23 protein-coding genes are annotated in these 23,748 nt (G+C 69.6%); 8 read left to right on the forward strand and 15 right to left on the reverse strand.

Features of this window, described 5'->3' with window-relative positions; all coding sequences use genetic code 11:
• Nucleotide 1: 1 nt before the first annotated feature.
• The 14 genes from AC1RL8_RS02085 to AC1RL8_RS02150 form a co-directional block, all read right to left on the reverse strand.
• Nucleotides 2-2,419, reverse strand: coding sequence for a TonB-dependent siderophore receptor (locus AC1RL8_RS02085; protein ID WP_492685676.1), 2,418 nt, complete (start codon nt 2,417-2,419; stop codon nt 2-4).
• Between the two features lie 103 nt (nt 2,420-2,522).
• Nucleotides 2,523-3,539 carry a FecR family protein gene (locus AC1RL8_RS02090; RefSeq protein WP_492685677.1) on the reverse strand — a complete coding sequence of 339 codons (1,017 nt, stop codon included), beginning with the start codon at nt 3,537-3,539 and terminating at the stop codon, nt 2,523-2,525.
• Nucleotides 3,540-3,608: 69 nt separating this feature from the next.
• Nucleotides 3,609-4,118 (reverse strand): RNA polymerase sigma factor, encoded by a 510-nt coding sequence (locus tag AC1RL8_RS02095; RefSeq protein ID WP_062480225.1) that lies wholly within the window; start codon nt 4,116-4,118, stop codon nt 3,609-3,611.
• 211 nt (nt 4,119-4,329) lie between these two features.
• Complete coding sequence (locus tag AC1RL8_RS02100; protein WP_492685678.1) at nt 4,330-5,766, reverse strand: PAN domain-containing protein; 1,437 nt, start codon at nt 5,764-5,766, stop codon at nt 4,330-4,332.
• A 184-nt stretch (nt 5,767-5,950) separates the two neighbouring features.
• Nucleotides 5,951-7,435 (reverse strand): flavin-containing monooxygenase, encoded by a 1,485-nt coding sequence (locus AC1RL8_RS02105; RefSeq protein ID WP_492685679.1) that lies wholly within the window; start codon nt 7,433-7,435, stop codon nt 5,951-5,953.
• Between the two features lie 19 nt (nt 7,436-7,454).
• Nucleotides 7,455-9,065, reverse strand: coding sequence for an MFS transporter (locus tag AC1RL8_RS02110; protein WP_492685680.1), 1,611 nt, complete (start codon nt 9,063-9,065; stop codon nt 7,455-7,457).
• A gap of 62 nt (nt 9,066-9,127) precedes the next feature.
• Nucleotides 9,128-9,757: a PqiC family protein gene (locus AC1RL8_RS02115; RefSeq protein WP_369628874.1), complete on the reverse strand. Its 630-nt coding sequence runs from the start codon at nt 9,755-9,757 to the stop codon at nt 9,128-9,130.
• On the reverse strand, nt 9,754-11,415 hold the full coding sequence (locus AC1RL8_RS02120; protein ID WP_070060642.1) for a PqiB family protein: 1,662 nt from the start codon (nt 11,413-11,415) through the stop codon (nt 9,754-9,756). Before AC1RL8_RS02120 ends, AC1RL8_RS02115 begins: the two co-directional genes overlap by 4 nt.
• Entirely contained in the window at nt 11,412-12,149 is a 738-nt protein-coding gene (locus tag AC1RL8_RS02125) for a paraquat-inducible protein A (RefSeq protein ID WP_492685713.1), read from the reverse strand. Before AC1RL8_RS02125 ends, AC1RL8_RS02120 begins: the two co-directional genes overlap by 4 nt.
• A 2-nt stretch (nt 12,150-12,151) precedes the next feature.
• Nucleotides 12,152-12,796: a paraquat-inducible protein A gene (locus tag AC1RL8_RS02130; protein WP_062480238.1), complete on the reverse strand. Its 645-nt coding sequence runs from the start codon at nt 12,794-12,796 to the stop codon at nt 12,152-12,154.
• A 20-nt stretch (nt 12,797-12,816) separates the two neighbouring features.
• Complete coding sequence (locus AC1RL8_RS02135) at nt 12,817-14,247, reverse strand: MFS transporter (RefSeq protein ID WP_492685681.1); 1,431 nt, start codon at nt 14,245-14,247, stop codon at nt 12,817-12,819.
• Nucleotide 14,248: 1 nt separating this feature from the next.
• Nucleotides 14,249-15,466: a multidrug effflux MFS transporter gene (locus AC1RL8_RS02140; RefSeq protein ID WP_167395025.1), complete on the reverse strand. Its 1,218-nt coding sequence runs from the start codon at nt 15,464-15,466 to the stop codon at nt 14,249-14,251.
• A gap of 99 nt (nt 15,467-15,565) precedes the next feature.
• A complete protein-coding gene (locus tag AC1RL8_RS02145) occupies nt 15,566-16,177 on the reverse strand; it encodes a pyridoxamine 5'-phosphate oxidase family protein (protein ID WP_492685683.1) in 612 nt (203 codons plus the stop codon).
• Nucleotides 16,174-17,349, reverse strand: a complete 1,176-nt coding sequence (locus AC1RL8_RS02150; RefSeq protein ID WP_492685684.1) for an MFS transporter — start codon at nt 17,347-17,349, stop codon at nt 16,174-16,176. The genes AC1RL8_RS02145 and AC1RL8_RS02150 overlap by 4 nt, the downstream gene beginning before the upstream one ends.
• Before the next feature lie 78 nt (nt 17,350-17,427).
• Between AC1RL8_RS02150 and AC1RL8_RS02155 the strand changes: the two genes are divergently transcribed.
• Together AC1RL8_RS02155 and AC1RL8_RS02160 are read left to right on the forward strand one after the other, a co-directional pair.
• Nucleotides 17,428-18,309 (forward strand): LysR substrate-binding domain-containing protein, encoded by an 882-nt coding sequence (locus AC1RL8_RS02155; RefSeq protein WP_492685685.1) that lies wholly within the window; start codon nt 17,428-17,430, stop codon nt 18,307-18,309.
• A gap of 77 nt (nt 18,310-18,386) precedes the next feature.
• Nucleotides 18,387-19,607, forward strand: a complete 1,221-nt coding sequence (locus AC1RL8_RS02160; protein WP_492685686.1) for an MFS transporter — start codon at nt 18,387-18,389, stop codon at nt 19,605-19,607.
• 10 nt (nt 19,608-19,617) lie between these two features.
• Here AC1RL8_RS02160 and AC1RL8_RS02165 read toward each other — a convergent pair whose 3' ends face one another.
• The gene (locus AC1RL8_RS02165; RefSeq protein ID WP_492685687.1) at nt 19,618-20,175 is read right to left on the reverse strand and encodes a methylated-DNA--[protein]-cysteine S-methyltransferase; all 558 of its coding nucleotides are present in this window, start codon (nt 20,173-20,175) and stop codon (nt 19,618-19,620) included.
• 40 nt (nt 20,176-20,215) lie between these two features.
• On the opposite strand from AC1RL8_RS02165, the gene AC1RL8_RS02170 reads away from it, so the two are divergent.
• Genes AC1RL8_RS02170 through AC1RL8_RS02195 form a run of 6 tightly spaced genes read left to right on the forward strand, consistent with a single transcriptional unit; the run spans nt 20,216 to nt 23,737 of the window.
• Entirely contained in the window at nt 20,216-20,371 is a 156-nt protein-coding gene (locus AC1RL8_RS02170; protein ID WP_492685688.1) for a hypothetical protein, read from the forward strand.
• Between the two features lie 56 nt (nt 20,372-20,427).
• Nucleotides 20,428-21,030, forward strand: coding sequence for a GspH/FimT family pseudopilin (locus AC1RL8_RS02175; RefSeq protein ID WP_492685689.1), 603 nt, complete (start codon nt 20,428-20,430; stop codon nt 21,028-21,030).
• Complete coding sequence (gene pilV / locus AC1RL8_RS02180) at nt 21,027-21,626, forward strand: type IV pilus modification protein PilV (RefSeq protein WP_492685690.1); 600 nt, start codon at nt 21,027-21,029, stop codon at nt 21,624-21,626. The genes AC1RL8_RS02175 and pilV overlap by 4 nt, the downstream gene beginning before the upstream one ends.
• Nucleotides 21,627-21,652: 26 nt before the next feature.
• Nucleotides 21,653-22,627 (forward strand): PilW family protein, encoded by a 975-nt coding sequence (locus tag AC1RL8_RS02185; RefSeq protein ID WP_492685691.1) that lies wholly within the window; start codon nt 21,653-21,655, stop codon nt 22,625-22,627.
• Nucleotides 22,624-23,229 carry a pilus assembly PilX family protein gene (locus tag AC1RL8_RS02190; protein ID WP_492685692.1) on the forward strand — a complete coding sequence of 202 codons (606 nt, stop codon included), beginning with the start codon at nt 22,624-22,626 and terminating at the stop codon, nt 23,227-23,229. Before AC1RL8_RS02185 ends, AC1RL8_RS02190 begins: the two co-directional genes overlap by 4 nt.
• Nucleotides 23,230-23,233: 4 nt before the next feature.
• Nucleotides 23,234-23,737 carry a type IV pilin protein gene (locus AC1RL8_RS02195; protein ID WP_492685693.1) on the forward strand — a complete coding sequence of 168 codons (504 nt, stop codon included), beginning with the start codon at nt 23,234-23,236 and terminating at the stop codon, nt 23,735-23,737.
• The last annotated feature ends 11 nt before the right edge of the window (nt 23,738-23,748 follow it).

The raw sequence follows: 23,748 nt of genomic DNA on the forward strand, positions 1-23,748 counted from the left end.
CCTACCAGCGGTAGGTCGCCGTGGCCGTCGCCGTGCGCGGGTAGCCGTAGTAGCAGTTGCGGTAACCGCAGTTCGCGAAGTACGTCTTGTTGGTCAGGTTGCGCAGGTTCAGCGCCAGGCTCCAGCGGTCGATGTCGTAGCCGAGCATGGCGTCGAACACCGTCGAGGCCGGCACCTTGCTCGGCCACGCGGCCTCGCCGTCGCCGTAGTTCGAACCCGTGTAGCGCGCGCCCAGGCCCACCTTCACGCCGCCGGCGAAGCGGTAGTCCGCCCACACCGACAGCCGGTGGCGCGGCACGGCCGTGGCCTGCTTGCCGATCTCTTTCGAGTTGGCGCTTGCCGTGACGATGGCCCGCGGCGTGTAGCTGTACGACGCCGTGAGGTTCAGGCGCGAGGCGATCTCCGCCGTGGCCTCGAGCTCCAGGCCGCGCACCGAGATCTCGCCCGTCTGCTTGGGCATGAACTCGCCGTCGTAGCTGATGTAGTTCTTGCGCCGCAGGTCGAAGATGGCGGCGCTGTACATCGCCTTGCTGCCCGTGGGCTGGTAGCGCACGCCGGCCTCGTATTGCTTGCCGCTTTCGGGCTTGAACGGGTCGCCCGACGCCGGGTCGATGGTGGCCGTGGGCGCGAACGACTCCGAGTAGCTCAGGTACGGCGCCCAGCCGCTCGGGTGCAGGTAGACCAGGCCGGCCCGGCTGGTGAACTTGTGGTCGCGCATGCGCTGGCGCGAGCCGTCGAGGCGGCTGTCCACGGTGCTGTCGGCGGTGTCGTAGCGCCCGCCCAGCGTCAGCGTCCAGCGCTCGCCCCACTTGATCTGGTCCTGCAGGTAGACGCCGGTCTGCGCAAGCCGCGTGATGCCGTCGAAATACGGCGCGGGCCGCTCGATCGGCCCGCCGTACACCGGCGCGTAGATGTTCAGCGGCGAGGCGCTGCCGCCGCTGAAGGTGACCTGGTCGATGCGGGTGCGCTGGTAGTCCAGCCCGACCAGCACCTTGTGCTGTGTCTCGCCCAGGCGGAAATCGGCCTGCAGCTGGTTGTCCAGTGCCAGGGCGCCGATGTTCTCGCGGCTGCCGAACACGCTGCGCGACATCTGCTGGAAGTTGAGCGGGTCGTTCGGCACCTCGGGGTTCAGCGCCATGAAGCCCTTCAGCTGCGTGCCCGTGTAGTCGAGCTTCTGGTGCGCGTAGCGCGCGTTCTGCCGCACCGTGAAGGTATCGTTGATGCGGTGCTCGAACTGGTAGCCGACCATCTCCTGGTCCTGGTCGAAGCGGTCGAAGCCGGGCTCGCCGACGAACAGCTTCGAGGGAATGGTGGTGCCGATCGCGGTCGGATCGAGCGAGCCGACCTGCGGCCGCGCGCGCGTGTAGACCCCGCCGCGCGTGCGCGAGAACTGCGACAGCAAGGTGAGCGTGGTGTCGCTCGACGGCTTCCAGGTGAGCGCGGGCGCGATGTACATGCGGTCGTCGGCCTCCTTGCCCGCCGGCAGTTGCGCGTCGCGCACGAGGCCGGTGATGCGGTACAGCAGCTTGCCGTCGGCGTCGAGTGCGCCCGAGAAATCGCCCGCCACCTGCTTGCGGGCATGGTCGCCCACCTGCAGCTGCAGCTCGCGCACGGGCTCCGCCGTCGGGCGCTTGCTGACCACGTTCACCACCCCGCCGGGGCCGCTCATGCCGTACAGCACCGACGACGGGCCGCGCAGCAGCTCGATGCGTTCAGCGCCGTAGTTCTCGGTGCGCCACACGCCCCAGGTGCTGTTGTTGCGCAGCGGCAGGCCGTCCAGGTAGAAGCCCGGCGAATAGGCGTCGAAGCCGCGCAGCGAGATCCAGTCGTAGCGCGAATCGGCGCCGTAGGTGGTGGTCGACACGCCCGGCGTGTAGCCCAGCGCGTCCTTGAGGTTGGTGGCGCCGATGGCCTCGATGCGGTCGGCCGTGATGACCGAGATCGACTGCGGCGTCTCGATGATCGGCGTGTCGGTCTTGGTGGCGGTGGCGCTGCGCTTGGCGACGTAGCCCTGCACACGGCCCGTGGCGCTTTCCTCGCCGTCGGCCACGACGGTCACCGCCGGCAGCGTGGACGTGCCGCCCGTGGTGGGTGCGGTCTTGATGACCGCCGCATTGCCTTCCATCGTGGCCGCCAGGCCGCTGCCCGCCAGCAAACGGTCGAGCGCCTGCCGGGCCGTGAGGCTGCCCGAGATGGCGGGCGCGGTCTTGCCCGCAACCAGGCTCTGCTGCACGACCAGCTGGATGCGGGTCTGCCGCGCCCAGTCGTTCAGCGCCTCGGCCAGCGGCTGGGCCGCGATGCGGATCGGCTGGGGCGCGCCCTGCGCCCGGGCCATCAGGGGCGCGTTCGCCAGTACGGCCAGTGCAACGGCCAGGGCCAGCGGCGCGGGTGTCATCTTTGTTCTCAAGCGCTTCGTCATCGAACGTCTTCCAGGTAGTGAATGCAAATGGTTCCTATCTGGGCTGACGCACGAGCCGGCGGAATCCCCGTAGTGCCGGCGAGAAATTCTTGATTCTTTTGTTTCAGGGGGCCGGCAGGATTTCCGCGACCGTGCCGGTGTCCTTCAGCCGCACCGGCAAGGCGCTGGCCAGGGCGCGCCGCAGCGTGCGCGCGTCCCGCGGGTCGAAGGTGCCGCTCAGTCGCAGGGCCGCCACGGCCGGGTCGTTCACCACCAGGCCGGTGCTGCCGTAACGCTCCAGCTCGGCCAGCGCGCGGGCCAGCGGCGTGTCGACGAAGCTCAGGCGGTGCTCGCGCCAGGGCGCGATGCCGTCGCGCGGCACGGCCGAGACGGCGGAGAACCGGCCCTGCGCGTCGCTTTCCACCTGGCGGCCGGCGGTCAGGAAGACTTCGCTCGTCGCATCCGGCGCCCGGTGCAGCACGCGCACCTTGCCCTCTTCCACCGACACCCGCGTGCCGTCGGCGCCCGGCATGCCGGGGGTGTGGCGCACGGCGAAGCGCGTGCCGACCACCCGCACGCGCAGCGGACCGGCCAGCACGTCGAAGGGGCGTTTCGCATCGGACTGCACCGCGAACACCGCCTGCCCGTCGAGCAGCGTCACCTCGCGGCGGTCGCGGAACAGGCGCACTTCGAGGCGGGTGGCGGTGTCCAGCCGCAGCCGGGAGCCGTCGGGCAGCGGCGCCTCGAGCTGCTGGCCGCGTCGGGTGGCGAAGGCCTGTTCGAACACGGGCTGGGCTTGCAGGTGGCGCCAGCCGAGGTAGCCGGCGCCGACCGCCATGCCGGAAACGCCCAGCACAACCGCCGGTTTCAGGAAGCCGCGGCGCGTGGGTGCGGCGGGCGCGCGGCCTTCGAAGCCGCTGCGCCAGCTCGCGACCGTCTCGGGCGCGATCGCGTCGAAGGCGCGCCAGCGCGACTCCCATTCGCGAAACGCCTCGCCATGGCGCGCATCGGCGCCGAGCCAGGCCTGGAACGCGCGCTCGTCGGACGCGCTCCAGTGCGTGCGCTGGCGGCGGACGAACCAGTCCAGCACGTCCTGTCGCAGGCGCAGGGCTTCTTCGGACGGAGGCGACGTGAGGGTCATGACGTGGGGATCGTTCTTAGGGGGGTAGACGCACGAGCGTGGTCAAACCCTGTAATGGGGCGTCTCATCTCACTCTGAACCACGGGTCCGCTCCAGGCACGCCCAGCACGCCTCCATCGCAATGCGCAACTGCATCTCGACCGTCCGCACCGAGATGCCCATGCGCGCAGCCACCTCGGCGTACGAGAGCCCATCGAACTTGTAGAGCACGAAGGCTTCGCGGCAGCGCGGAGGCAGCCGGTCGATGGTCTCGACCATGGCCGCCATGCCCTGGCTGGACGACAGGATGGCGTCGGGCTCGAAGGTGGGCGGGCCGATGCAGTCGTCGGCGTCGGGCGGTGCGTCATCGGGCGCCGCCGTGTCGCCGCCCGCGCGCACGCTGGTGCGGCGGTGGTGGTCGGTGACGAGGTTGCGGGCCGTGCGATACAGCAGCGCGCGCGGGTCGCGCACCACGCTGCCCGTGCGCTGCGCCTCGTACACCCGCACGTAGCTCTCCTGCGCCAGGTCGGCCGCGGTGGCGCGGTCGGGTACCTTGCGGGACAGAAAGCTCAGCAGCTCGCGGTAATAGCGTTCGAACACGGGCGCACCACAGCCGGGAAGGGTTGGTCGAAGTCCAGGGGCAGGTTGGCTTCGACACGGCGTGGCTACCTGAGAGATTCAGAACAAAAGAAAACGCGAGATTATGTGCGGGTTCAACCCGCTGATCGCCGAAGGGTAGGCATTTCGCCTGCCGCACACGGCATGCGCGCGGGCTACCCTCCCCTTCAGCGCTCTCCAGATTCGTCCGGCCTCAGTTGCCGCACGCAGGGTGCTTCTGCCCTTCGGTGGTGTTCGGCAGCCCCAGAAAGTCCAGGATGTGCGGCGTCGTGCCGTCCACCTGCGTCAATGCGGTACCCCCGAGGCTGCCCACGCAGTAGCTGGGCTTGAGCGGGTTCTGGTGGTTGTTGTTCAGGATCAGCAGCGTGCTGCGTTCCCCTGCCGTCTGCCCGCCGTGGCCACTGCCCGTGCCGCCGTGGTCGGAGGTGACGACGATCAGCCATTCCTCGTTGGCGTAGTTCGGCCGCGACGTGAGCGCCGTGAGCACCTGCTGGATCTGCTGATCTTCGCCGGCGATCTTGCCCTGGTAGTAGGCATTGAGCGGGTCGTAGCTCGGCGCGTGGACGTCGACGTTGTGCAGGTAGTAGAAGATCGCCGTTGGCGGGTGCTTCCAGCTCAGCCAGCCCTTCACGGCATCGGTGGCCTGCTGCGAATTCTTGGCCGCGTTGGCGACCACGAAGTCGGCCAGCGCGGGGCGCAGGTTGTGGGTGATGTTGAACCAGTCGCCCACCACCGCCGTCGTGGCCGTCGGCCAGGCCGCCTTGATCTGGTCGAACACGTGCGTCTTCTTCAGCGGCAAGGTGGTGGTGTTCGAGGTCACGCCGTGCTTGTCGGCCCAGAAGCCGGTGAACACCGACGACCAGCCGGGCCCGCTCACGGTCGCCTGCTTGGTGCCGCCCGCCAGCACGTTGCCGTGGAAGGCACCGCCGGCGATCAGCGACGACATCGCCGGCGTCTGCACGCAGCCCGCGCACTGGATGGCGTCGCCGCGCAGGCCGTCGATGCCGATCAGCAGGATGTGCTTGTTGCCGGGCACGGGATTGGGAACGCCCTCGCCCGCGATCAGCGAATAGTGGTCGTAGGGATTGCCGACGTAGTCGGTCTTCAGGCCGCCGATGTCGCTGGCGCGCTTGTCGCTCAGGTCGCAGCGCTGCGCGGTCTTGTGGTAGTCGAAGGACTTGCACCACGACGAGCGGCTCGCGTCGGTGCAGGCGTTGGCGCAGTCGGCGGGCGTCACGGACTGCAGGGCTTCGGTGTTGTAGCCGCTGATGGCCGCATTGGGCGTGCGCGCGAAAGGCTTCAGCGGATCGGGCTTGAGGCTGTAGTGGTCATAGGGGTTGCCGGGGTAGTCGGTCTTCAGCCCGCCCACGTCGGCGGCGCGCTTGTCGCTCAGGTCGCAGCTCTGGCCGGCCTTGTTGTAGTCGAACGAGACGCACCAGGCGCCGCGTGGCGCGCCCAGGCAGGCCGACGCGCACATCTCGGGCGTGGACTGCGTCAGGTTCTCGATGTTGTTGCCGGAGATGGCGGCGTTCGGCGTGGCCGCGAAAGCGTCCAGCGAGGCGGCGCTTGCATGTCCTGCCAGCGCTGCGAACAACAGGCCCGCCAGGGATGCACGGATCGATGACTTCATGAGGTCTCCTCATCACAGGGTCGTGGGGTGATTCCCGGGCACCGCCTCGCCGTTTTTTCAGTGCGAGTGCAACGCCGGGCGGAGTAAATCACCGCCGCCTGCCATCGATCCAATTCAAAAATCTTCGATGTTGTATTGAGCAGAGCTATACATCGCCGCGTCACGCAACGCGGTCAGGCCGCGATCAGACCGCGCGGTTCGAGAACGCCATCACCCCGTCGTCCACGCGCCCGAGGCGCAGCAGGAGGATGTCGCGCAGGTAGTTCTGGTGCAGTTTCCACGGCGTGTGCGTGCCCTGCTTGGGAAACTTGTCGAGCGAGCGCTGCACGTAGCCCGAGCTGAAATCGATCCACGGTTCGGGCGACAGGTCAGGGCCCGCGTTGTGCGGCGTGCATTGCCGCCAGCCGTGCTTGTGCATGTGGTTCAGCAGCCGGCAGACGTAGGCGCAGGTCAGGTCGCACTTGAGCGTCCATGAGGCGTTGGTGTAGCCGAAGGACGAGGCCAGGTTGGGCACGTCGCTGTACATCATGCCCTTGTAGTTGAAGGTCGCTGCGGGGTCGACGCGGCGGCCGTCCACGCTCAGTTCGATGCCGCCGAGCACCTGCAGTTCGAGACCGGTGGCGGTGACGATGATGTCGGCCTTGAGTTCGCGGCCCGACTTCAGCCGCAGGCCCTCGGGCGTGAAGGTGTCGATGTGGTCCGTGACCATCGAGGCGCGGCCCGCGTTGAGCGCTGCGAACAGGTCGCCGTCGGGCACGAGGCACAGGCGCTGGTCCCACGGGTTGTAGCGCGGCGTGAAGTGCGTGGCGACGTCGTAGCCGGGCCCGAGCGCGTGGCGCACGCCGCCCAGCAGCATGCGCCTGACGCGCGCCGGCTTACGCCGCGCGAGACGGAAGAACAGCATGCCGAGCGTCACGTTCTTCCAGCGCGTGAGGCGGTACGCGGCCATCGCCGGCAGCAGGCGCCGCAGGCGATTGGCAATGGGGTCTTCGGCCGGGCGCGCCACCACGTAGGTCGGCGAGCGCTGCAGCAGCGTGACGTGCGCGGCGGTCTTCGCCATGGCGGGCACCAGCGTCATCGCGGTGGCGCCGCTGCCGATCACGACCACGCGCCGGCCGCCGTGGTCCAGGTCGGCGGGCCAGTGCTGCGGATGGACGATGCGACCCTTGAAGTCGGCCATGCCGGCGAAGTCGGGCGTGTAGCCCGCTTCGTAGCGGTAATAGCCGCTGCACAGGAACAGGAAGTTGCAGCGCCACTGAACGAGCCGCTTGTCGGGGCCCTGCTCCACATCGACCGTCCAGCAGGCCTGCGCGCTCGACCAGGCGGCGCGCACCACGCGGTGCTGGTAGTGGATCTTGTCGTCGATGCCGTGCTGGCGCGCGGTGTCGCGCACGTACTGCAGGATCGACGGGCCGTCGGCGATCGCCTTGGCCTGCGTCCACGGGCGGAACACGTAGCCCAGCGTGTACATGTCGGAGTCGGAGCGCACGCCCGGGTAGCGGAACAGGTCCCAGGTGCCGCCGCTGCGTTCGCGCCCTTCGAGGATCGCGTAGCTGCGGCCCGGGCACTGCGCCTGCAGGTGGCAGGCGGCGCCGATGCCGGACAGGCCGGCACCGACGATCAGGACATCGACGTGCGGCGGCGCGTCGGCCGGTTGTGCTGCTTCCATCGGTTCTTTGTCTCCTGTCTCATGGCTTGTTGTTGTCTTGGTTTTCTGCAGGCGCGCGCCGGATCATCAACCAGGCGCTCACGGCACTCAGCACGGCCAGGCCGGCGCTCAGCAGCATCACCCAGCGAAAGCCCGCGACGAAGGATTCGGCCACCGCGCGCTTCACGGCGGCGACGGTGGCCGCGTCGGCCCCCGGCGGCGCACCGGCCGCCGCCAGCCGGTCGCGCTCGGCCGCAAGAAAAGATCGCACCTCGTCCGACGCGCCCATCGCCTGCAGCCGCTCGGCCAGCGCCGCGTCGAAGGCCCAGGCCATGATGGCGCCGAACACCGCGATCGCCAGCACCGCCGCCGCGCGCGACACCGCGTTGTTCACGCCCGAGGCCACGCCCGCGAGGTCGGGCCCCACGGCGTTCATGACCGTGGTGGTGAGCGGCGCGACCGTCACCGTCATGCCGAAACCCAGCACCACCACGGCGGGCAGGAAACCGCTCCAGTAGCTCGCGCCCACGCCCGGCAGCGCGAACAGCGCAAAGCCCACGGCCGCGATGGCCGGTCCGATGACCAGCGGCAGACGCGGCCCGAAGCGGTCGACCAGCTGCCCGGCCCAGCCCGAGAGCGCGAACATCAGGAAGATGAACGGCAGCAGCGCCGCGCCCGCCACCGTGGCCGAGTAGCCCTGCACCTGGATCAGGTTGAGCGGAAAGAAATACAGCCCGCCGCCCAGCGCCGCATACAGCAGCAGCGTCAGCAGGTTGGCGCCGCTGAAGTTGCCGATGCGCAGCAGCGACAGCGGCAGCATCGGCGTGCGCGCCCGACGTTCAGCGATGACGAAGCCGACACTGCCCACGACACCGGTCACCAACGCCGCGAGCACGGCCGGCGAACGCCAGCTTTGCGTGGGCGCCTCGATGAAGGCGTAGACGATGCCGCCCAGCCCGGCGGTCGCCAGCAGCGCGCCCCACAGATCGAGCCCGCCGCGCGCCGCGGCGCCTTTGCTCTCGGGCACGTGGCGGCGCACGATCCACAGCACGAGCAGCGCCATCGGCACGTTGATGAGAAAGGCCCAGATCCACGAGAAGTGATCGACCAGGAAGCCGCCCAGCACCGGCCCCACCGCCGCCGTGATGCCGCTGAAGCCCGACCAGGTGCCGATGGCCTTGCCGCGTTCCTTCTCGGGAAACGAGGCACTGATGAGCGCCAGGCTGCCCGGCACCAGCAGCGCACCGCCGATGCCTTGAATCGCGCGTGCGGCGATGAGCTGCTGCACGTCGGCCGCGAGCGCACAGCCCACCGACGACAAAGCGAACACGACAACGCCGATGGCAAAGATGCGCCGCCTTCCGTAGCGGTCGCCGAGCGCGCCGCCCACCAGCAGCAGCGCCGCGAGCAACAAGGCGTACGACTCGACCACCCACTGCGCCTGGAAGGCCGTGGCGTACAGATCGGCCTGGATGGCCGGCAAGGCAACGTTGACCACCGTGCCGTCGATGAAGGCCATGCTCGAGCCGACGATGGCCGCGGCGAGCACCCAGGGCTTGGAGGCTTCGGGGCAGGCGCCCTCTTCCGTGGGAGATGGAGACCCATGCAGGATCAGCGTGTCGTCGCAGGGCGCCTTGCCAATCTGTGCCATGGGGCCTCCGATCTATCGGATTCCGGCGTGGTGCCTTCCCCCATGGGGGAAAGGTGAAAGTCTCAGGTCGCGCACGCCGTCGCACCCGGGTTCGTCCGCGCCGCGTTCACACTGCGCGCCATGGCCGCCGCCGCCGCGGCCGTCACGCGCTGCGCACCCTGCGCCAGCGCGTCCATGCCGCTGCCGGTGGCCTCGCCCGCGTCGAGCCGGCACACCAGCGTGCGCGCCTCGTCGGAGCGGCGCAGGGTCCAGGTGAAGCCGGCGTCCACGCGCCCGCCGTCCACCATCTCGAACTGGCGCACCTGCACTGCCACGCGCCACACGGGCTGCGAGGTCTGGCGGCCGCCCTGCGTGACGTCGAGCGCGCCGAGCCGGCTGGCAATGCCGCTGCCCAGCGCGTCGCGCAGCTCGTTCTCGAAGGACGAGGCCCAGCGGTGCTGCTCGAGCACGTCGACCTGCACGCCGCCGGTCGGGCGGCGCACCACCATCTGCGGGCGCGCCAACCGCTCGGGCACGGCCACGGGCGCGAGCTCGATGTACAGCGGCGCGGCGGCATCAGGAGTGCGCGGCGCCGCGTCGGTGAGCGCGGGCGGGCTGGCCAGCGTGTAGTAGCTGTCGGGCTTGCTCGCGCAGCCTGCCAGCAGCAGCAACGCGGCGGCGCCCGCGAGCGCGAAGGTCGTCGTCGTCTTCATTTCTTGTCGTCCGGTTTGCCGCGCAGCAGCGATTCGGGATGGCGTTCGAGGTAGTCGGTCAGCACGCGCACCGAGCCGGCGGCGCGCGTCAGCTCGCGCAGGGTCTGGCGCATGTCCTGCTGCAGCGGCGAGTCGTCGGCCAGCGTGCGTTCGGCCGAGTTGACGGTCTTGCGCACGTCCTTCATGGCGGCGGCCAGCTCGGGCGTCACGTCGCTGTTGATGCGGCTGACGGTCTGCTCGGTGCTGGTGAGCGTCTTGTTGAGCGTGGCCAGCGTGGTGCGCAGGTCGGTGGCGATCTGCTCGTAGGGCACCTTGTTGAGCTTGGTGGCGATTTCCTGCACCTGCGACTGGATTTCGTCCAGGCCGTTGGCGATGGTCGGCAGCTCGATCGGGCTCTTCGACAGGTCGATCTTCGCGGGCGGCGCCTTCGGGAAGAAGTCGAGTGCCACGTAGACCTGGCCGGTCAGCAGGTTGCCGTTGCGCAGCTGGGCGCGCAGGCCCTTCTCGGCCAGGAAGCGCAGCCGTTCCTGCTGCGTCGCGCGCGACTCCGTGGCTTGCGCACCGGCACCGCTCTCACGGCGGCGCAGGCGGTCGGGGTAGATCTGCACCAGCACCGGCATGCGGAACTCGCGCTCGGCGCGGTCGAACTCGACGCCGATGGATTTCACCTCGCCCAGCACCACGCCGCGGAAGTCGACCGGTGCGCCCGGCGTGAGGCCGCGCAGCGACTGGTTGAAGTACATCAGCAGCGTCTGCGAGGGGCCGTCGGGCTCCTTCATGGCGGCGCTTTCGTCCTGCGCCAGCACGAAGGCGGTGTTCTCCTTGGCCAGCGGGCCCATGGCGTCGTCGGGGGCCTGGAAGGCGATGCCGCCGAGCAGGATGGTGGCCAGCGATTGCGTGCGCAGCGTGAAGCCGCTGGCGCTGAGCTGCGCGTCGATGCCGCTGGCCTGCCAGAAGCGCGTGTTCATGCCGACGAACTTGTCGTACGGCGCGTTCACGAACACCCGCAGCGTGACGCCGCGGCCGTCGCCGTCGAGTTCGTAGGCCGCGACCTGCCCGACCTTGATGCGCCGGAAGTACACGGGCGAACCCACGTCGAGCGAGCCCACGTCGCGCGCGCGCAGCAGGAACTGCTGGCCCGAGTCGCCGCGCGTGACGATGGGCGGCGCTTCGAGGCCGGTGAATTCACCCGCGGTTTCCTTCTCGACACCCGCGTCGGCGCCGATGTAGGCGCCCGACAGCAGCGTGCCCAGGCCCGAGATGCCCGAGGTGTCCAGCCGCGGCCGCACCACCCAGAAGCGCGAGTCGGCCGAGGTGAAGCCCTCGGCGTCCTTGTTGAGCTGCACCAGCACGCGCACGTGCGAGCGGTCGCGCGCCAGCCGCAGGCTCTGCACCAGGCCGATCTGCACGTCCTTGTATTTCACGGCGGTCTTGCCGGCTTCGAGGCCCTCGGCCGTCTTGAAGGTGAGCACGATCTCGGGGCCGCGCTCCATGAGGATGCGCGCCACCAGCGTCACGCCGACCAGCGCGGCGACGATGGGAATCAGCCAGATCAGCGAGGGCAGCCATTCGCGGCGGCGCGCCACTTTCGGCTTCGGCAGCGCGGGCGGGGCCGACGCTGCCGGACGGTCTTGCGGTTGCGTGTCTTCTTCACTCATGCGATTTTTTCTTCCCTGCTTTCAATGTGTCGTTCGTCCGTGTCTGCTTGCGGCACCGGGCCGTCCCACGTCAGGCGCGGGTCGAAGCTCAGCGAGGCCAGCATGGTCAGCACCACCACCGCGCCGAAGGCCGCAATGCCCACGCCCGCGGTGATGACCGCGAAGCCCTGGATCTGCACCAGCCCCGTCAGCAGCGACACCACGAACACGTCGAGCATCGACCAGCGTCCGATGATCTCGATGATGTGATACAGCTTGGCCCGCTCGCGCCGGCGCCAGTTGCTGCGTCGCTGCGCCAGCACCACAAGCAAGAGCAGTACCGCCAGCTTGAACAGCGGCACCAGGAAGCTCGCGATGAACACGATGGCCGCCAGCCCCCAGGCGCCCGACACCCAGAAGTAGATGACGCCGCTCAGGATGGTGTCGTACTGCGCGCCGAACAGTGTGCGCGTGATCATCACCGGCAGCAGATTGGCCGGGATGTACATGATGCAGGCCGCGATCAGGAAGGCCCAGGTGCGGTTCAGGCTCTGCGGCTTGCGCGTGTGCAGGTGCGTGCCGCAGCGGGCGCAGGCGTCGCCATCTTCGGCATCGCGCCAGACGGCCGTGCAGTGCGTGCAGACGTGCAGGCCGAGCGCGGCGGCCGTCGGCACCGGGTTCTCGTGGTCGTGCTCGTCGTCGACCTGCGCCTCCCACGGACGTGCCGAGGCCAGGCGGGCGGGCAGCCCGCGCATGTTCATGCGCGCACCTCCGGCGCGGCTGCATCCTCTTCATCGGCTTTGCGGAAGGTCATCTCCCAGAACGCGCCGGGGTTGAACGACAGCACGGCCGTGAGCGTCACGGTGAGCGCCACGAAGGCCCACAGCGCGGGCCCCGGCACCACCGTCGCCATGCTCGACAGCTTGACGATCGCCACCAGCACGCCGAGCAGGAAGACCTCGATCATTCCCCAGGGCCGCAGCGACTGCATCATGCGCACCAGCACCGCGAAGCCCCAGGGCCGGTGCGCGCGGGCCAGCGGCACCAGCAGGTAGGCCAGGATGCACAGCTGCAGCAGCGGAAACAGGATGGTCGTGGCCAGCACCAGCAGCGCCACCGGCGACATGCCCTCGGCGCTCAGCACCACCACCGCGCCGGCCAGCGTGGTCTGGCTGCGCAGGCCCTGCAGCTCGATCTCGACGATGGGAAACAGGTTGGCGATGGCGAACATGATCAGGCTCGCGACCGTCAGCGGCAGGATGCGCCGCTGCTGCGCGCCCGGGTGCCGGTCGAGCTCGGTGCCGCAGCGCGGGCACTCGGCCACGTCGCGCGGCGCCAGCGGCGTGCGGGCGTAGACCGCGTCGCAGCCCGGACAGACCACGGTGTCAGGTACTTCCTTCATGAGGCCGTACCCTACCTTATTCAGGCATGCGGACTTGTCGTCTTCAGCCGCAGACTGCTGAAAACCGCCGCCACCGCCGCGCAGCCCGCCGCCAGCACCAGCGCCACCACCGGGCCATGCCCGCCGTGCGGGCTCCAGACGCTGAACACCGCCGCCAGCACCACGGCCCCGAGCGTCTGCCCCGTGAGCCGCGCCGTGCCCAGCATGCCGCTGGCCGCACCACTTCGGTGCGCGGGTGGCGAACTCACGATGGTGTGGTTGTTGGGCGACTGGAACAGACCGAAGCCCAGTCCGCACAGCGCCATGCGCCAGGCGATGTCGGCATTGCCCGGGTGCGCCGGCAGCGCCGCGAGCAGCGCCAGGCCCGTGGCCAGCAGGCCCAGGCCGATGCCGCCCAGCAGCCCGTCGGGGTAGCGCCCGATGAGCCGACCGGCGATGGGCGCCATCACCACGATGGCCAGCGGCCACGCCGTGATCAGCAGGCCGGCCTCGATGTGGCTGCGGCCGTACACGTCGAGCAGCAAAAACGGCAGCGCGATGTACGCCAGCATCTGCGCGCAGAACGCCGCCACCGAGGTGCCCATCGAGAGCGCGAACACCGGGATGCGCAGCAGGTCGATGGGAAAGAGCGGCACCGCCTGCGTGCGCTGGCGCCGCAGGTAGACGAAGCCCACCGCCAGCCCGGCGCCCAGCGTGGCCCAGGCCGACCACGGCGTGCCCGTGGCCTGCACCCCGCCCTCGCGCACGCCCAGATGGTCCACGCCGAGGAAGACCAGCGAGAACATCAGCACGTTGAGCGTCACGTCGATCGGCGAGAAGCGCGTGCCCGCGGCCGGCGCCGCGCGGTTGAACGGCAGCGCGCGCATGCCGAGTGCGAAAGTGACGATGCCCAGCGGCACGTTGATGGCGAAGAGCCACGGCCACGACGCCACCGACAGGATCGCCGCCGCCACCGAAGGCCCGGCCACCGACGAGGTGGCGACCACCAGCGAATTGATGGCCATGCCCCGGCCCAGCTGCGCCGAGGGGAACGTGAGCCGCACCAGCGCTGCGTTGACGCTCATGATCCCCGCCGCGCCCAGCCCCTGCAGCGCGCGCGACGCGATCAGCGTGGCGAGCGAATTGGCGAAGGTCGCGGCCAGCGACGACACGGTGAACACCGCCATGCCCACCAGGTACACGCGCCGGTAGCCCACGAGGTCGCCCAGCGAGGCCAGCGGCAGCAGCATCACCAGCGTGGCGATCTGGTAGGCGTTGACCACCCAGATGGCCTGCGCCGGCGTGGCCTGCAGCTCGCGCGCGATGCCGGGCAGCGCCAGGTTGACGATGGTGCCGTCGAGCACCGACACCGTGAGCCCGAGGATGATGACCAGCATCGCCCAGCCGCGCGCGGGCGCGGCCAAGCCGTCGAGGGGACGCGGTTTGGCGTCGCTTGCTGTGGCGGCCGTCATGTCAGGCTTCTTGCGCCCTGCCCCCGGTCGGCTCCGAGCGCACACCGCCCAGCGTGAGCCAGGTCAGCACCAGCGCGATGAGCGCGCCGGCGGCCATGCCCGCCACCATCGGCAGCGGCCGGCCGTTGGAGAACAGGCCCACCACCGCCATCGCGAGTGCGCCGGTCAGCATCTGCAGCGTGCCCAGCAGCGCCGAGGCCGTGCCGGCGATGGCGCCGTGCATCTCGAGCGCCAGCACGCCGGTGGTCGGGATCACCAGGCCCATGAAGCCCGAGGCGATGAAGTACAGGACGATCAGCACCCACAGGTTGTCGCCGCCCATCGCGAAGTACACGAACATGGCGACCATCGCCACGCCGCAGCAGGCCACGCCGAACTTGACGAGGTTGACCAGCCCGTAACGCTCGCCCAGCGAGCCCGTGAACTGCGAGGCCGCAATGAAGGCCGCGGCGTTCACGCCGAAGGCCACGCTGTACATCGCGGGCGACAGGCCGTAGTGGTCGATCATCACGAACGACGAATTGGCCAGGTAGGTGAAGAAGCCCGCCATGGCGAAGCTGCCGATGAACACCAGCCCGAGGTAATGCCAGTCGCGCAGCAGCAGCCAGTAGGCCGACAGTGCACTGCCCAGGCTGCTTTCGACGCGCTCGGAGGCCGGGCGTGTTTCGTCGAGCAGCTTGACCATCATGGCCAGGCCCGCCACCGCGGCGATGGTGACGGCCCAGAACACGCCGCGCCAGCCGGTGAAGGCGATGACCAGGCTGCCCGCGAGCGGCGCCAGGATGGGCGACACGCTGAACACCAGCATCAGCAGCGACATCAGCCGCGCGGCGTCGGTGCCCGTGTGCAGATCGCGCACCACGGCGCGCGGAATCGCCATGCCGGCGGCCGCGCCCAGGCCCTGCACGAAGCGCAGCGCGATCAGGGTCTGGATGTCGGTCGCCAGCGCGCAGCCCACGCTGGCCAGCGCGAACAGCACCAGCCCGGCATACAGCGGCGGCTTGCGCCCGACCATGTCGGAGATCGGGCCGTAGAGCAGCTGGCCCGCGCCGAGCGACAGGAAGAAGGCGGTGAGGCTCATCTGCACCGCGCCGATGTCCGCATGCAGGCTCTGCCCGATGGCAGGCAAGGCCGGGAGGTACATGTCGATCGCGAAAGGCCCGATGGCGGAGAGCAGGCCCAGCAGCAGGGCCATTTTGAAGAACGGAGAAGAACGCATTGGGTCGATTGTGGCGAAGGCTCGCAATCGGTGCAGGCGTGGGGTCGGCGGCTTTCGCCGCTAGTGCATTCGTTCTACCGGGCGGTACGCCGCGCCCGTTCAGTACAGCGTGGCCTGCTGGCGCGCGGGCAGTTCGCGGTCGTAGGTGGCGCCGTCGAAGGCTGCATCGGTCAGCGCCGAAAGGATGGCGCCCGGTGTCGGCACGGTGCGCGGCGCGTCCTGCGGCACCGGCGCCCAGAGCTTGGAACGCTGGATCGCGCGGGCGCACTGGAAGAACACGGTCTCGACGGCGATCTCGATCACGCACTGCGGCGCGCGCCCTTCCACCGCGAAGCGCGCCAGCAGCTCGGGTGCCACGCTGATGCGTGCGCGCCCGTTCACGCGCAGCGTCTCGCCCACGCCCGGAATCAGGAACAGCAAGGCCACGCGCGGGTCGGTCACGATGTTGCGCAGGCTGTCGATGCGGTTGTTGCCGCGGCGCTCGGGCAGCAGCAAGGTCTTCTCGTCCTGCACCGCGACGAAGCCCGGGGCGTCGCCGCGCGGCGAAGCATCGAGCCCGCCGGGGCCGGTGGTCGCGAGCACCGCGAACGGCGACGCGGCGATCAACGCCTGGTAGCTCGGGTGCAGGTACGGCATCTCTTTCTTGAGCGAGGCCTCGCCCGGCTGGCCGAACAGGGCTTCGAGTTGGGCGACGGTGTCGATGGTGGTCATGGGGTGATGTTCTCCTGGATCGGGGTGGGTGGCGATGCGCGCCGGACACAGGCCAGCGCGGCGATCGCCAGCAACAGCGCGGCGCTGCCGTAGATCCACGGCGGCGACGCAATGGGCAGCAGCACGCCGGCCAGCAAGGGCCCGGCGCCCGCGCCGATGTCGCGCCAGACCGCGCGGGCCGCCAGCGCCCGCACACGCTCCGGCCCCGGCGTGCGACGCGCCACGATGGGCGGCAGGAGCGGCAGCTGCAGCGCTCGCAGCACCACGATCAGCGCCGCGCAACTCCACAGCCAGCCCAGACCGAAACCCACGAGCGCGAGCGACGTCACCAGCGACAGGCTCACGAGCAGGCGCTCGGCACCGAAGTGCTCCGCCATGCGCCCGCCCACCGGCCCGAGGAAGATTTCCGCGAGGTAGCGCAGTGCCATCAGCACGCCGGCCACGATCACCGCGCCGCCCGGCAGCAGGTCCTTGCCGAGGTACGACAGGCCCACGATGAACAGGCCGTCGAGCGCCAGCCCTTCCATGAAGGACCAGCCGTCGAGCGCGTTCGGCCGCTGGAAGCGCCGTGTCGGCGCGGCACTGTGGTGCGGCTTCGACGGCAGCCGCCGGGTGACGAACAGCGCGAGCAATGACACCGCCGCCAGCACGCCGAAGATCGCGCGCGGCCCGACCGTGTACGCCAGCAGCGCACCGAGCGGCAGCGCGAGCACCGGCCCGGTCGCGATGAAGGCGCGCGACCGCCCGCTGCGCCGCGCGGCGCCGAGCGGGTCGGCCGTGGCCAGGGCCTGTGTCGACAGGTTGAGCGCCGCGAAGCACAGGCCCCAGGTCAGCCGCAGCGGCAACAGCGCCCAGAAACCCGAGAGCGTGGCGTAGCCCAGCCCGCAGCACCCGGCGGCCACCACGGCCAGCGTGCAGCTCGCCCGGTCGCCGTGGCGCGCATAGAAACGCGCCACCCAGCCATAGCCCGCGATGCGCACCAACCTGTTGGCCGCCAGCAGCAGGCCGACCTCGGCCAGCGAGACGCCGAACTGCGACGCATACATGGGCAACAGCAGGTAGAGCACCACGTCGGCCGGCAGCGAGAGGCCGAGCGCCATGGCGGCGTGGCGGGAATCCAGGTCGGTGGAACGCACGGGAACGGCGGGAGAAAGCGGTGGTGCGGCGGACATCGAGCCCGTATCGTGCCCGCTCGCGACGCCCGCCGACAAACGACATTCCCGCGCGGCATGCGTGAGAAAATTGCACGCATGCCGCTTCGCGAACCGCCCCTTCATGCCGTGCGCGCCTTCGTGGCGGCGGCTCGCCACCTGAGCTTCACGCGTGCCGCGGTCGAGCTGCACGTGACGCACAGCGCGGTGAGCCGGCAGATCAAGAGCCTCGAGGCCTGCCTGGGCGTGGCGCTGTTCGAGCGCCGCATCCGGCAGGTCACGCTGACGCCCGAGGGCCAGCAGTTCTTCGCGGAGACCGAACCCGCGCTCGCGCAGATTCACGCGGCGGCCCGCGCGCTGCAGCTGCAGGGCCCGGCGCGCGCGGTGCGCATCAACGTGCGGCCGTCGTTCGCGGTGCGTTGGTTGATTCCGCGGCTGCCATCGTTCGTGGAACGCCATCCCGATATCGAGCCGCAGGTCGTCACCAGCACCGTCATGCCCGAGCAGGCCACGGACAGCTTCGACATCGCCGTGCGCCGCGGCCTCGAAGGCTGGCCGTCGTCGATCCAGGTGCGCCCTTTCCTCGAAGACGAAGTGCTGGTGGTCGGCGCGCCCGGCCTGTTCAATGCGCAGCCGCTGCCCGACCTGCGCGCCCTCGCCTCGCATGTGCTGCTGTCGGCGCGCACGCGCAAGGACGATTGGGACGACTGGAAGAAGCAGGTCGGCGCACCGCGCGCACGGCCGGCCGGCCGGCTGCAGTTCGATCACCTGCACTTCGTGCTGCAGGCCGCGGTCGACGGGCTGGGCATCGCGCTGGCGCCGACCTCGCTGGTGGCGCACGACCTGGCCTCGGGGCGGCTGCAATCGCCGCTGCCTGGGTTACGGATGACGCTGGAGCGCTACTACTATGGCCTCGCACCCGATGCGGCGCCCGAGGCAGTGTGTGTGGCCGAGTGGTTCGAGCAGATGAACGCGGGCTGAGGCTTCCACGTCCGTAAACGGCCAGCGGCAGAGGGGCGCGGCCCCGAGGATGCGGTCTTTCTCTTCGTGTGCCGCCCATGCCCTCGCCTCTTCCCCGTTCCTTCTCCCACCTCGCCTGGGCCAATCTTGCGGCGCAGTCCGCCGAACAACTGAGCCTCGCGGCCGTGCCGCTGGTGGCCGTGCTCGCTCTCGGCGCCGGCCCCGGCGAGATCGGATTTTTGGCTGCCGTGCAAACGCTGCCCTTCCTGCTGGTCTCGTTGCCGATGGGGCTGCTCGCGGACCGCATGTCGCGCCGACGCCTGATGGTGTGGGCCGAGGGCCTGCGCGCGGTGTCGCTGCTGGCCTTGCTCGGCATGGTGCTGTCGTCGACGCTGGGCATCGGCGGGCTGGCCGTGCTCGGGTTCCTCGGCGCGGTCGGCACCGTGGGCTTCAGCGTCACGGCGCCCGCGCTGGTGCCGGCCCTCGTGCCGCGGGACGCGCTGGCGCGCGCCAACGGGCGGCTGGAGCTGGCGCGCAGTGCCGCCTTCACGGCGGGCCCCGCGCTCGCGGGCGCGCTGGTCGCGTGGGCCGGCGCGTCGTCGGCTTTCGTGCTGGCGGCGGTGCTGTCGGTGACGGCCGTGGGCCTGTTGCTGCGTTTGAACGAAGCGCCCCGCCCTGCAGCCCCGTCGCGCCATCCGCTGCGCGAGGTGCACGACGGTGCGCGCTTCGTCTGGCAACACGCGTTCCTGCGGCCCATGCTGATGACCGGCGCGGTCTTCAACATCTCGTGGTTCGTGTTGCAGGCGGGCTATGTGCCCTACGCCGTGCGCGTGCTGGGCCTCGGCGCGCAGGCCGTGGGCTTCACGCTCGCGATGTACGGCGCAGGCATGGTGGTCGGTGCGCTGCTGACCTCGCGCGTGACGGCACGACTGCCTTTCGGGCGCGCGATCCAGGTCGGGCCGGCGGTGGCGGTCGCCGCCGCCGCGACGATGGCGGCCACGCTCGTCGTGCCGACCGCTTCGCTGGCCGCGCTTTCGTTCTTTCTGTTCGGCGCGGGGCCGATGGTCTGGGTCATCACCTCGACCACGCTGCGCCAGAGCGTGACGGCCTCGGCGATGCTGGGCCGGGTGTCGGCGGTGTTCCTGACGGTGAACGCAGGTGCGCGCCCGGTCGGTGCAGCGCTCGGCGGCCTGGTCGGTGCGATGTGGGGCGAGCCGGCCTGCCTGCTGCTGGCGCTCGCGGGCTTCGTGCTGCAGGCCGCGATCATCTTCGGCTCGCGCATCGCAGGACTGCAGCAGTTGCCCGTGCCGGCGGCCTGACCGTTCAAGCTCAGAACAGCGAGCGCGTCCCGCTCGGCGTGGCGCCTTCGATGTCGAGCATGCGCAGCTTGGTCAACGCACCGCCGCCCGCCGAGAAGCCGCCCGGCTTGTTGCCCGCAGCCAGCACGCGGTGGCACGGCACGACCGGCGCGAAGGGGTTGTGGCCCATGGCCTGGCCGACCGCGCGCGACAGGCCCTTGTCGCCCAATTCTTCGGCCACCTCGCCGTAGGTGCGCGTCTGCCCCGGCGGAATGCGCCGCGCGATCGCATAGACGCGCTGATGGAACTCGGACACGCCGCGCATGTCGAGTTCGATGTCGCACAGGTCGTCGGTCGCGCCTTCGAGCAGCGCCTGCACGCCCGCGATGGCGTGCTGCGCGCGCGCCGACGGCGGGGCTTCCTCCAGGTCAGGAAAGCGCCGGTGCATGCGCGCACGCGTCGCGGCCTCGCCCCGCTCTTCGGGCAGCTGCACACCGACCAGCCCCTGCGGCCCCCAGGCCAGCGCGCAGACGCCGATGGCGGTCGGAAACAAGGCAAAGCCGGATTCGGAAGGGGATGCGGCAGTCATCGAAGCATTGTGATTCAAGGTTGAAAAACGACGCGCGGACATGGGCGTGAAGCCCACTTCCGCAGAAGAGAAAAAGTACCAGCCGAAGACCTCGAAATACCAGACTTTCATTCGGCGCTTCGAGGCATTTCCGCTCATCCTTTCGAACGCACCGAACGTCGGCAAGCCGTTGTCGGACATGTGCATCGCCCCCTAGTCTCGCGCCCAGAAGTTGTCGGCTGAAATTCCAAAACAACAGGGAGACACATGCACATGAGGCCACGCGATTCTTCGCGGCCGGCGCGGCTGCGCGACCAGCGCGGACTGACCGCCATCGAGCTGATGGTCACGCTGGCGATCCTCGCGATCCTGATCGGCATCGCGGCGCCTTCGATGACGCGCTTCATCGTGCAATGGCGGCTGTCCAACGCCGTCAACGCCGTGACTGGCTCGCTGCGCACCGCACGCACCGAAGCCATCGCCCGCGCAAGACCCGTCGTCGTCTGCCAATTGCGCGCAGGCACCGCGGTCGAGTGTGAAACCGGCTCGGGCGGCAACGATTTCGCGGCCGGCTGGATCGTCTTCGCCAAGAACGACCGCGACGCCGACTTCGCCTATTCCGAGTCGACAGACGAAGTGCTGTTGCGGCAGGACGCACTGCCCGGCATCGCGAAGATTGCCCTGGGCAAAGCCGGCCGCTTTGTCTTCCTGCCCAATGGTCTGGTGAGCTCGGGGAGCAACAGCATCACGGTCGAGGCCCCCGGTTTCGAAGCAGCCAGTACCACCCCATGGGCACGCAGGACGCTGTGCATCAGCAAGCCCGGGCGCATCCGCTACGCCGCGGATGGCGAAGACTGTTCGGGCAACGACGAATGAAGCGCTCCACACAACAGCGCGGTGCCACCCTCATCGAGGTGCTGGTCGCCATCGTCATCCTGGCCATCGGCCTGTTCGGCATGGCGGGGCTCACCTCGGCGGCCCTCAAGTACAACCAGTTCTCGCGCATGCGCGCCACCGGCCTGAGCCTGGTGAACGACTACGCGGAACGTGCCCGCGCCAACCTCGCGGGCTTTGCCGGCTACACCCACGCCAAGGCCTACAACGCCAGCACGCGCGAGGCTGCCTCCACGGACCCCACGCCGCCGCCCGCCGCGTGCGAGGTCGACACCTCCGTTCCCGACAGGCCGGTCAACACCTGTGGCGCGGCCATTGCCGCCTACGACCTCGCGCAGTGGCTCACGAATGTCGGGAACCGGCTGCCCGGCGGCACGGCCTACGTCACGACGGAACTGGTCGACGCGGCCTCCGGCGTGAACGGCCTGCCGGCCACGCGCGTGCTGAACATCTGGCTGATCTGGCGCGCCATCGCGGAGGACACGGGCTTCGCGCTGCACCAGACCTGCCCCATCGCTGGCGCCAACATCGCGGCCCCGGCGGAGGTGAACTGTATGTACTTCCGGATCACGCTGTGAGTAGCGCCTTCACTGCACTCCCACGCATGCGCAACGCGGCCCGCGGCTTCACGCTGATCGAGCTGATGATCTCGCTGACGATCGGACTGGTGATCCTGGCAGCCGCTCTGTCCACGTTCTCGACCTCCAGCCGCAGCAGCCAGTTGTCGCAGGCCGAGACGCAGTTGAACGAGGACGGCATCCTCGCGCTCAACCTGATCCAGCAGCAGCTCAAGCAGGCCGGCTATTCGCAGCAGCTCATCCCGAGCAACGGCGCCACGGTGATGGGCAACTACGCCGGCCCCGCCGTGCGCGGATGCACCGGCGGATTCACCGACGCCGCAGCCGCCTTCGACAAGCTGTCGTGCACAGGCAAGGGCAGCGACGCCATCGTCATCCGCTACGAAGCCACCACCGACAACACCATGCCCACGGGCACCGACGCCAAGCTGGCGACGAACTGCCTGGGCAACGGCATCAACGCGCTCACGCCGTCGCAGGTGAGCCCGCGGCCCACGCCGCCCCCCGGCGCGCGCCCACCCGCCAACTACGCACTGGCCGACAACCGCTATCTGGTGACAGACGCGAGCACGGCGCCGATGCTGTCGTGCCGCGGGATGGAAAAGCGCGACGCCGTCAACGCCATCGGCCCCTCGCAGCCGCTGCTGGCCAACGTCGAGAGCATGCGCATTCTTTATGGCGTGGCCAGCCGTCCCAGCATCGAGCTGGCGGCCACCTACGACCCGCTGCGACACCAGATCGTCAAGTACCTGGATGCCGCGGGTGTCGATGCCCTGCCGGGCAGCGGCGTCCTTGCCGATCTCGCCGAAGACCGCTGGAGCCGCGTGCTGAGCGTGCGCGTGTGCCTGCAGATGCGCAGCGACCGGCCGGTGCGCGACGTGCCCGACGGTGGCCTTGCCTACAAGCGATGCGACAACACCGACCGCACCGGCACCGACGGCTACCTGCGCAGGACCTTCACCACCACGGTGCTGCTGCGCAACCGCCTGATCACCCCATGAACACGAAGCCATCCCCTCCTGTGCACCGTATCGCCGGCACGCGCGAACGGGGCGTGGTGCTGATCGTCACGCTGATCCTGGTCGTGATCCTGTCGCTGGTCGGCACCTTCGCGATCCGCAATGCCACGCAGAGCGAGCGCAGCGTGAACGGCATCCGATCAGCCGAAGTGGCCCGCGAGGCCGCGGAGACCGCGCTGCGCTTTTGCGAACAGGTGGCCATCTTCGACGGTGACGACAAGGACTACACCGAGTACGCCTCCGTCGGCATGCGCGCCCGGATCATCACGACCCCCATCGGCTCGGAGTTCGACGAAACCGCGGAATGGCGCAAAAAGGCCAGCTGGGCGGGCAACAGCGCGATCGTCGTTCCGAAGGCCTACGTCAACAAGAAGCCCACCGGCACCACGGTCGACGTGACGCCCCTGGAGATCGAACCGCGCTGCCTCATCCAGAAGATCGCCACCACTTCGACGCCCAGTCTGACCGGCTACCTGATCACCGCCCGGGGCTTTGCCAACAACGCCAGGTTCGAGAAGTCGACCGGCATCGCCACCCAAGGCGCCGAAGCGTGGCTGCAGTCCGTGCTGACGCGCGACAAATGACTTCATGACCTTCATCGCCATGACACACCTGTCCCCCGGTTCCTTGCACTCCCGCCGCGGCTTCACGCTGATCGAAGTCATGGTCGTCGTCGCGATCGTCGCCATCCTGGCCGCCATCGCACTGCCGAACTACCAGGAGCACGTGCGCCGCTCCAAGCGCGCCGAAGCCCAGGGCATCCTGATGGAGGCCGCGCAGTTCATGCAGCGCTACTACTCGGCGAACGACCGCTACACCGCTGCCGCGGGTGATGCCGGCGAGGAGACCGAGCAGAAGAAAGGCGCAGAGAGCCTGTTGCCCAAGGCCTTGCAGCAGTCACCGAAGTCCGGCGCCGCCAACTACACCATCGCCGTCTTCGCGCGCGACAGCCCACCCAGCTACATCCTCAAGGCCACCCGCACCGGCAGCATGACCGGCGATCGGTGCGGCACGCTGACCTTGAGCGGCCTGGGTGTGAAGGACATGGACGACGAGGTCGCGGGACTGCTGACGAAGGAGTGCTGGCGATGAATCTCGCACGC

Source organism: Variovorax sp. GW822-FHT04E09 (assembly GCF_058800845.1).

Bases quoted from the DNA above. Each gene is read 5' to 3' on its own strand.
- AC1RL8_RS02085 (WP_492685676.1), bottom strand. From the start codon at position 2,419: ATGACGAAGCGCTTGAGAACAAAGATGACACCCGCGCCGCTGGCCCTG.
- AC1RL8_RS02090 (WP_492685677.1), bottom strand. From the start codon at position 3,539: ATGACCCTCACGTCGCCTCCGTCCGAAGAAGCCCTGCGCCTGCGACAG.
- AC1RL8_RS02100 (WP_492685678.1), bottom strand. From the start codon at position 5,766: ATGAAGTCATCGATCCGTGCATCCCTGGCGGGCCTGTTGTTCGCAGCG.
- AC1RL8_RS02105 (WP_492685679.1), bottom strand. From the start codon at position 7,435: ATGGAAGCAGCACAACCGGCCGACGCGCCGCCGCACGTCGATGTCCTG.
- AC1RL8_RS02110 (WP_492685680.1), bottom strand. From the start codon at position 9,065: ATGGCACAGATTGGCAAGGCGCCCTGCGACGACACGCTGATCCTGCAT.
- AC1RL8_RS02115 (WP_369628874.1), bottom strand. From the start codon at position 9,757: ATGAAGACGACGACGACCTTCGCGCTCGCGGGCGCCGCCGCGTTGCTG.
- AC1RL8_RS02120 (WP_070060642.1), bottom strand. From the start codon at position 11,415: ATGAGTGAAGAAGACACGCAACCGCAAGACCGTCCGGCAGCGTCGGCC.
- AC1RL8_RS02125 (WP_492685713.1), bottom strand. From the start codon at position 12,149: ATGCGCGGGCTGCCCGCCCGCCTGGCCTCGGCACGTCCGTGGGAGGCG.
- AC1RL8_RS02130 (WP_062480238.1), bottom strand. From the start codon at position 12,796: ATGAAGGAAGTACCTGACACCGTGGTCTGTCCGGGCTGCGACGCGGTC.
- AC1RL8_RS02135 (WP_492685681.1), bottom strand. From the start codon at position 14,247: ATGACGGCCGCCACAGCAAGCGACGCCAAACCGCGTCCCCTCGACGGC.
- AC1RL8_RS02140 (WP_167395025.1), bottom strand. From the start codon at position 15,466: ATGCGTTCTTCTCCGTTCTTCAAAATGGCCCTGCTGCTGGGCCTGCTC.
- AC1RL8_RS02145 (WP_492685683.1), bottom strand. From the start codon at position 16,177: ATGACCACCATCGACACCGTCGCCCAACTCGAAGCCCTGTTCGGCCAG.
- AC1RL8_RS02150 (WP_492685684.1), bottom strand. From the start codon at position 17,349: ATGTCCGCCGCACCACCGCTTTCTCCCGCCGTTCCCGTGCGTTCCACC.
- AC1RL8_RS02155 (WP_492685685.1), top strand. From the start codon at position 17,428: ATGCCGCTTCGCGAACCGCCCCTTCATGCCGTGCGCGCCTTCGTGGCG.
- AC1RL8_RS02160 (WP_492685686.1), top strand. From the start codon at position 18,387: ATGCCCTCGCCTCTTCCCCGTTCCTTCTCCCACCTCGCCTGGGCCAAT.
- AC1RL8_RS02165 (WP_492685687.1), bottom strand. From the start codon at position 20,175: ATGACTGCCGCATCCCCTTCCGAATCCGGCTTTGCCTTGTTTCCGACC.
- AC1RL8_RS02170 (WP_492685688.1), top strand. From the start codon at position 20,216: ATGGGCGTGAAGCCCACTTCCGCAGAAGAGAAAAAGTACCAGCCGAAG.
- AC1RL8_RS02175 (WP_492685689.1), top strand. From the start codon at position 20,428: ATGAGGCCACGCGATTCTTCGCGGCCGGCGCGGCTGCGCGACCAGCGC.
- pilV (WP_492685690.1), top strand. From the start codon at position 21,027: ATGAAGCGCTCCACACAACAGCGCGGTGCCACCCTCATCGAGGTGCTG.
- AC1RL8_RS02185 (WP_492685691.1), top strand. From the start codon at position 21,653: ATGCGCAACGCGGCCCGCGGCTTCACGCTGATCGAGCTGATGATCTCG.
- AC1RL8_RS02190 (WP_492685692.1), top strand. From the start codon at position 22,624: ATGAACACGAAGCCATCCCCTCCTGTGCACCGTATCGCCGGCACGCGC.
- AC1RL8_RS02195 (WP_492685693.1), top strand. From the start codon at position 23,234: ATGACCTTCATCGCCATGACACACCTGTCCCCCGGTTCCTTGCACTCC.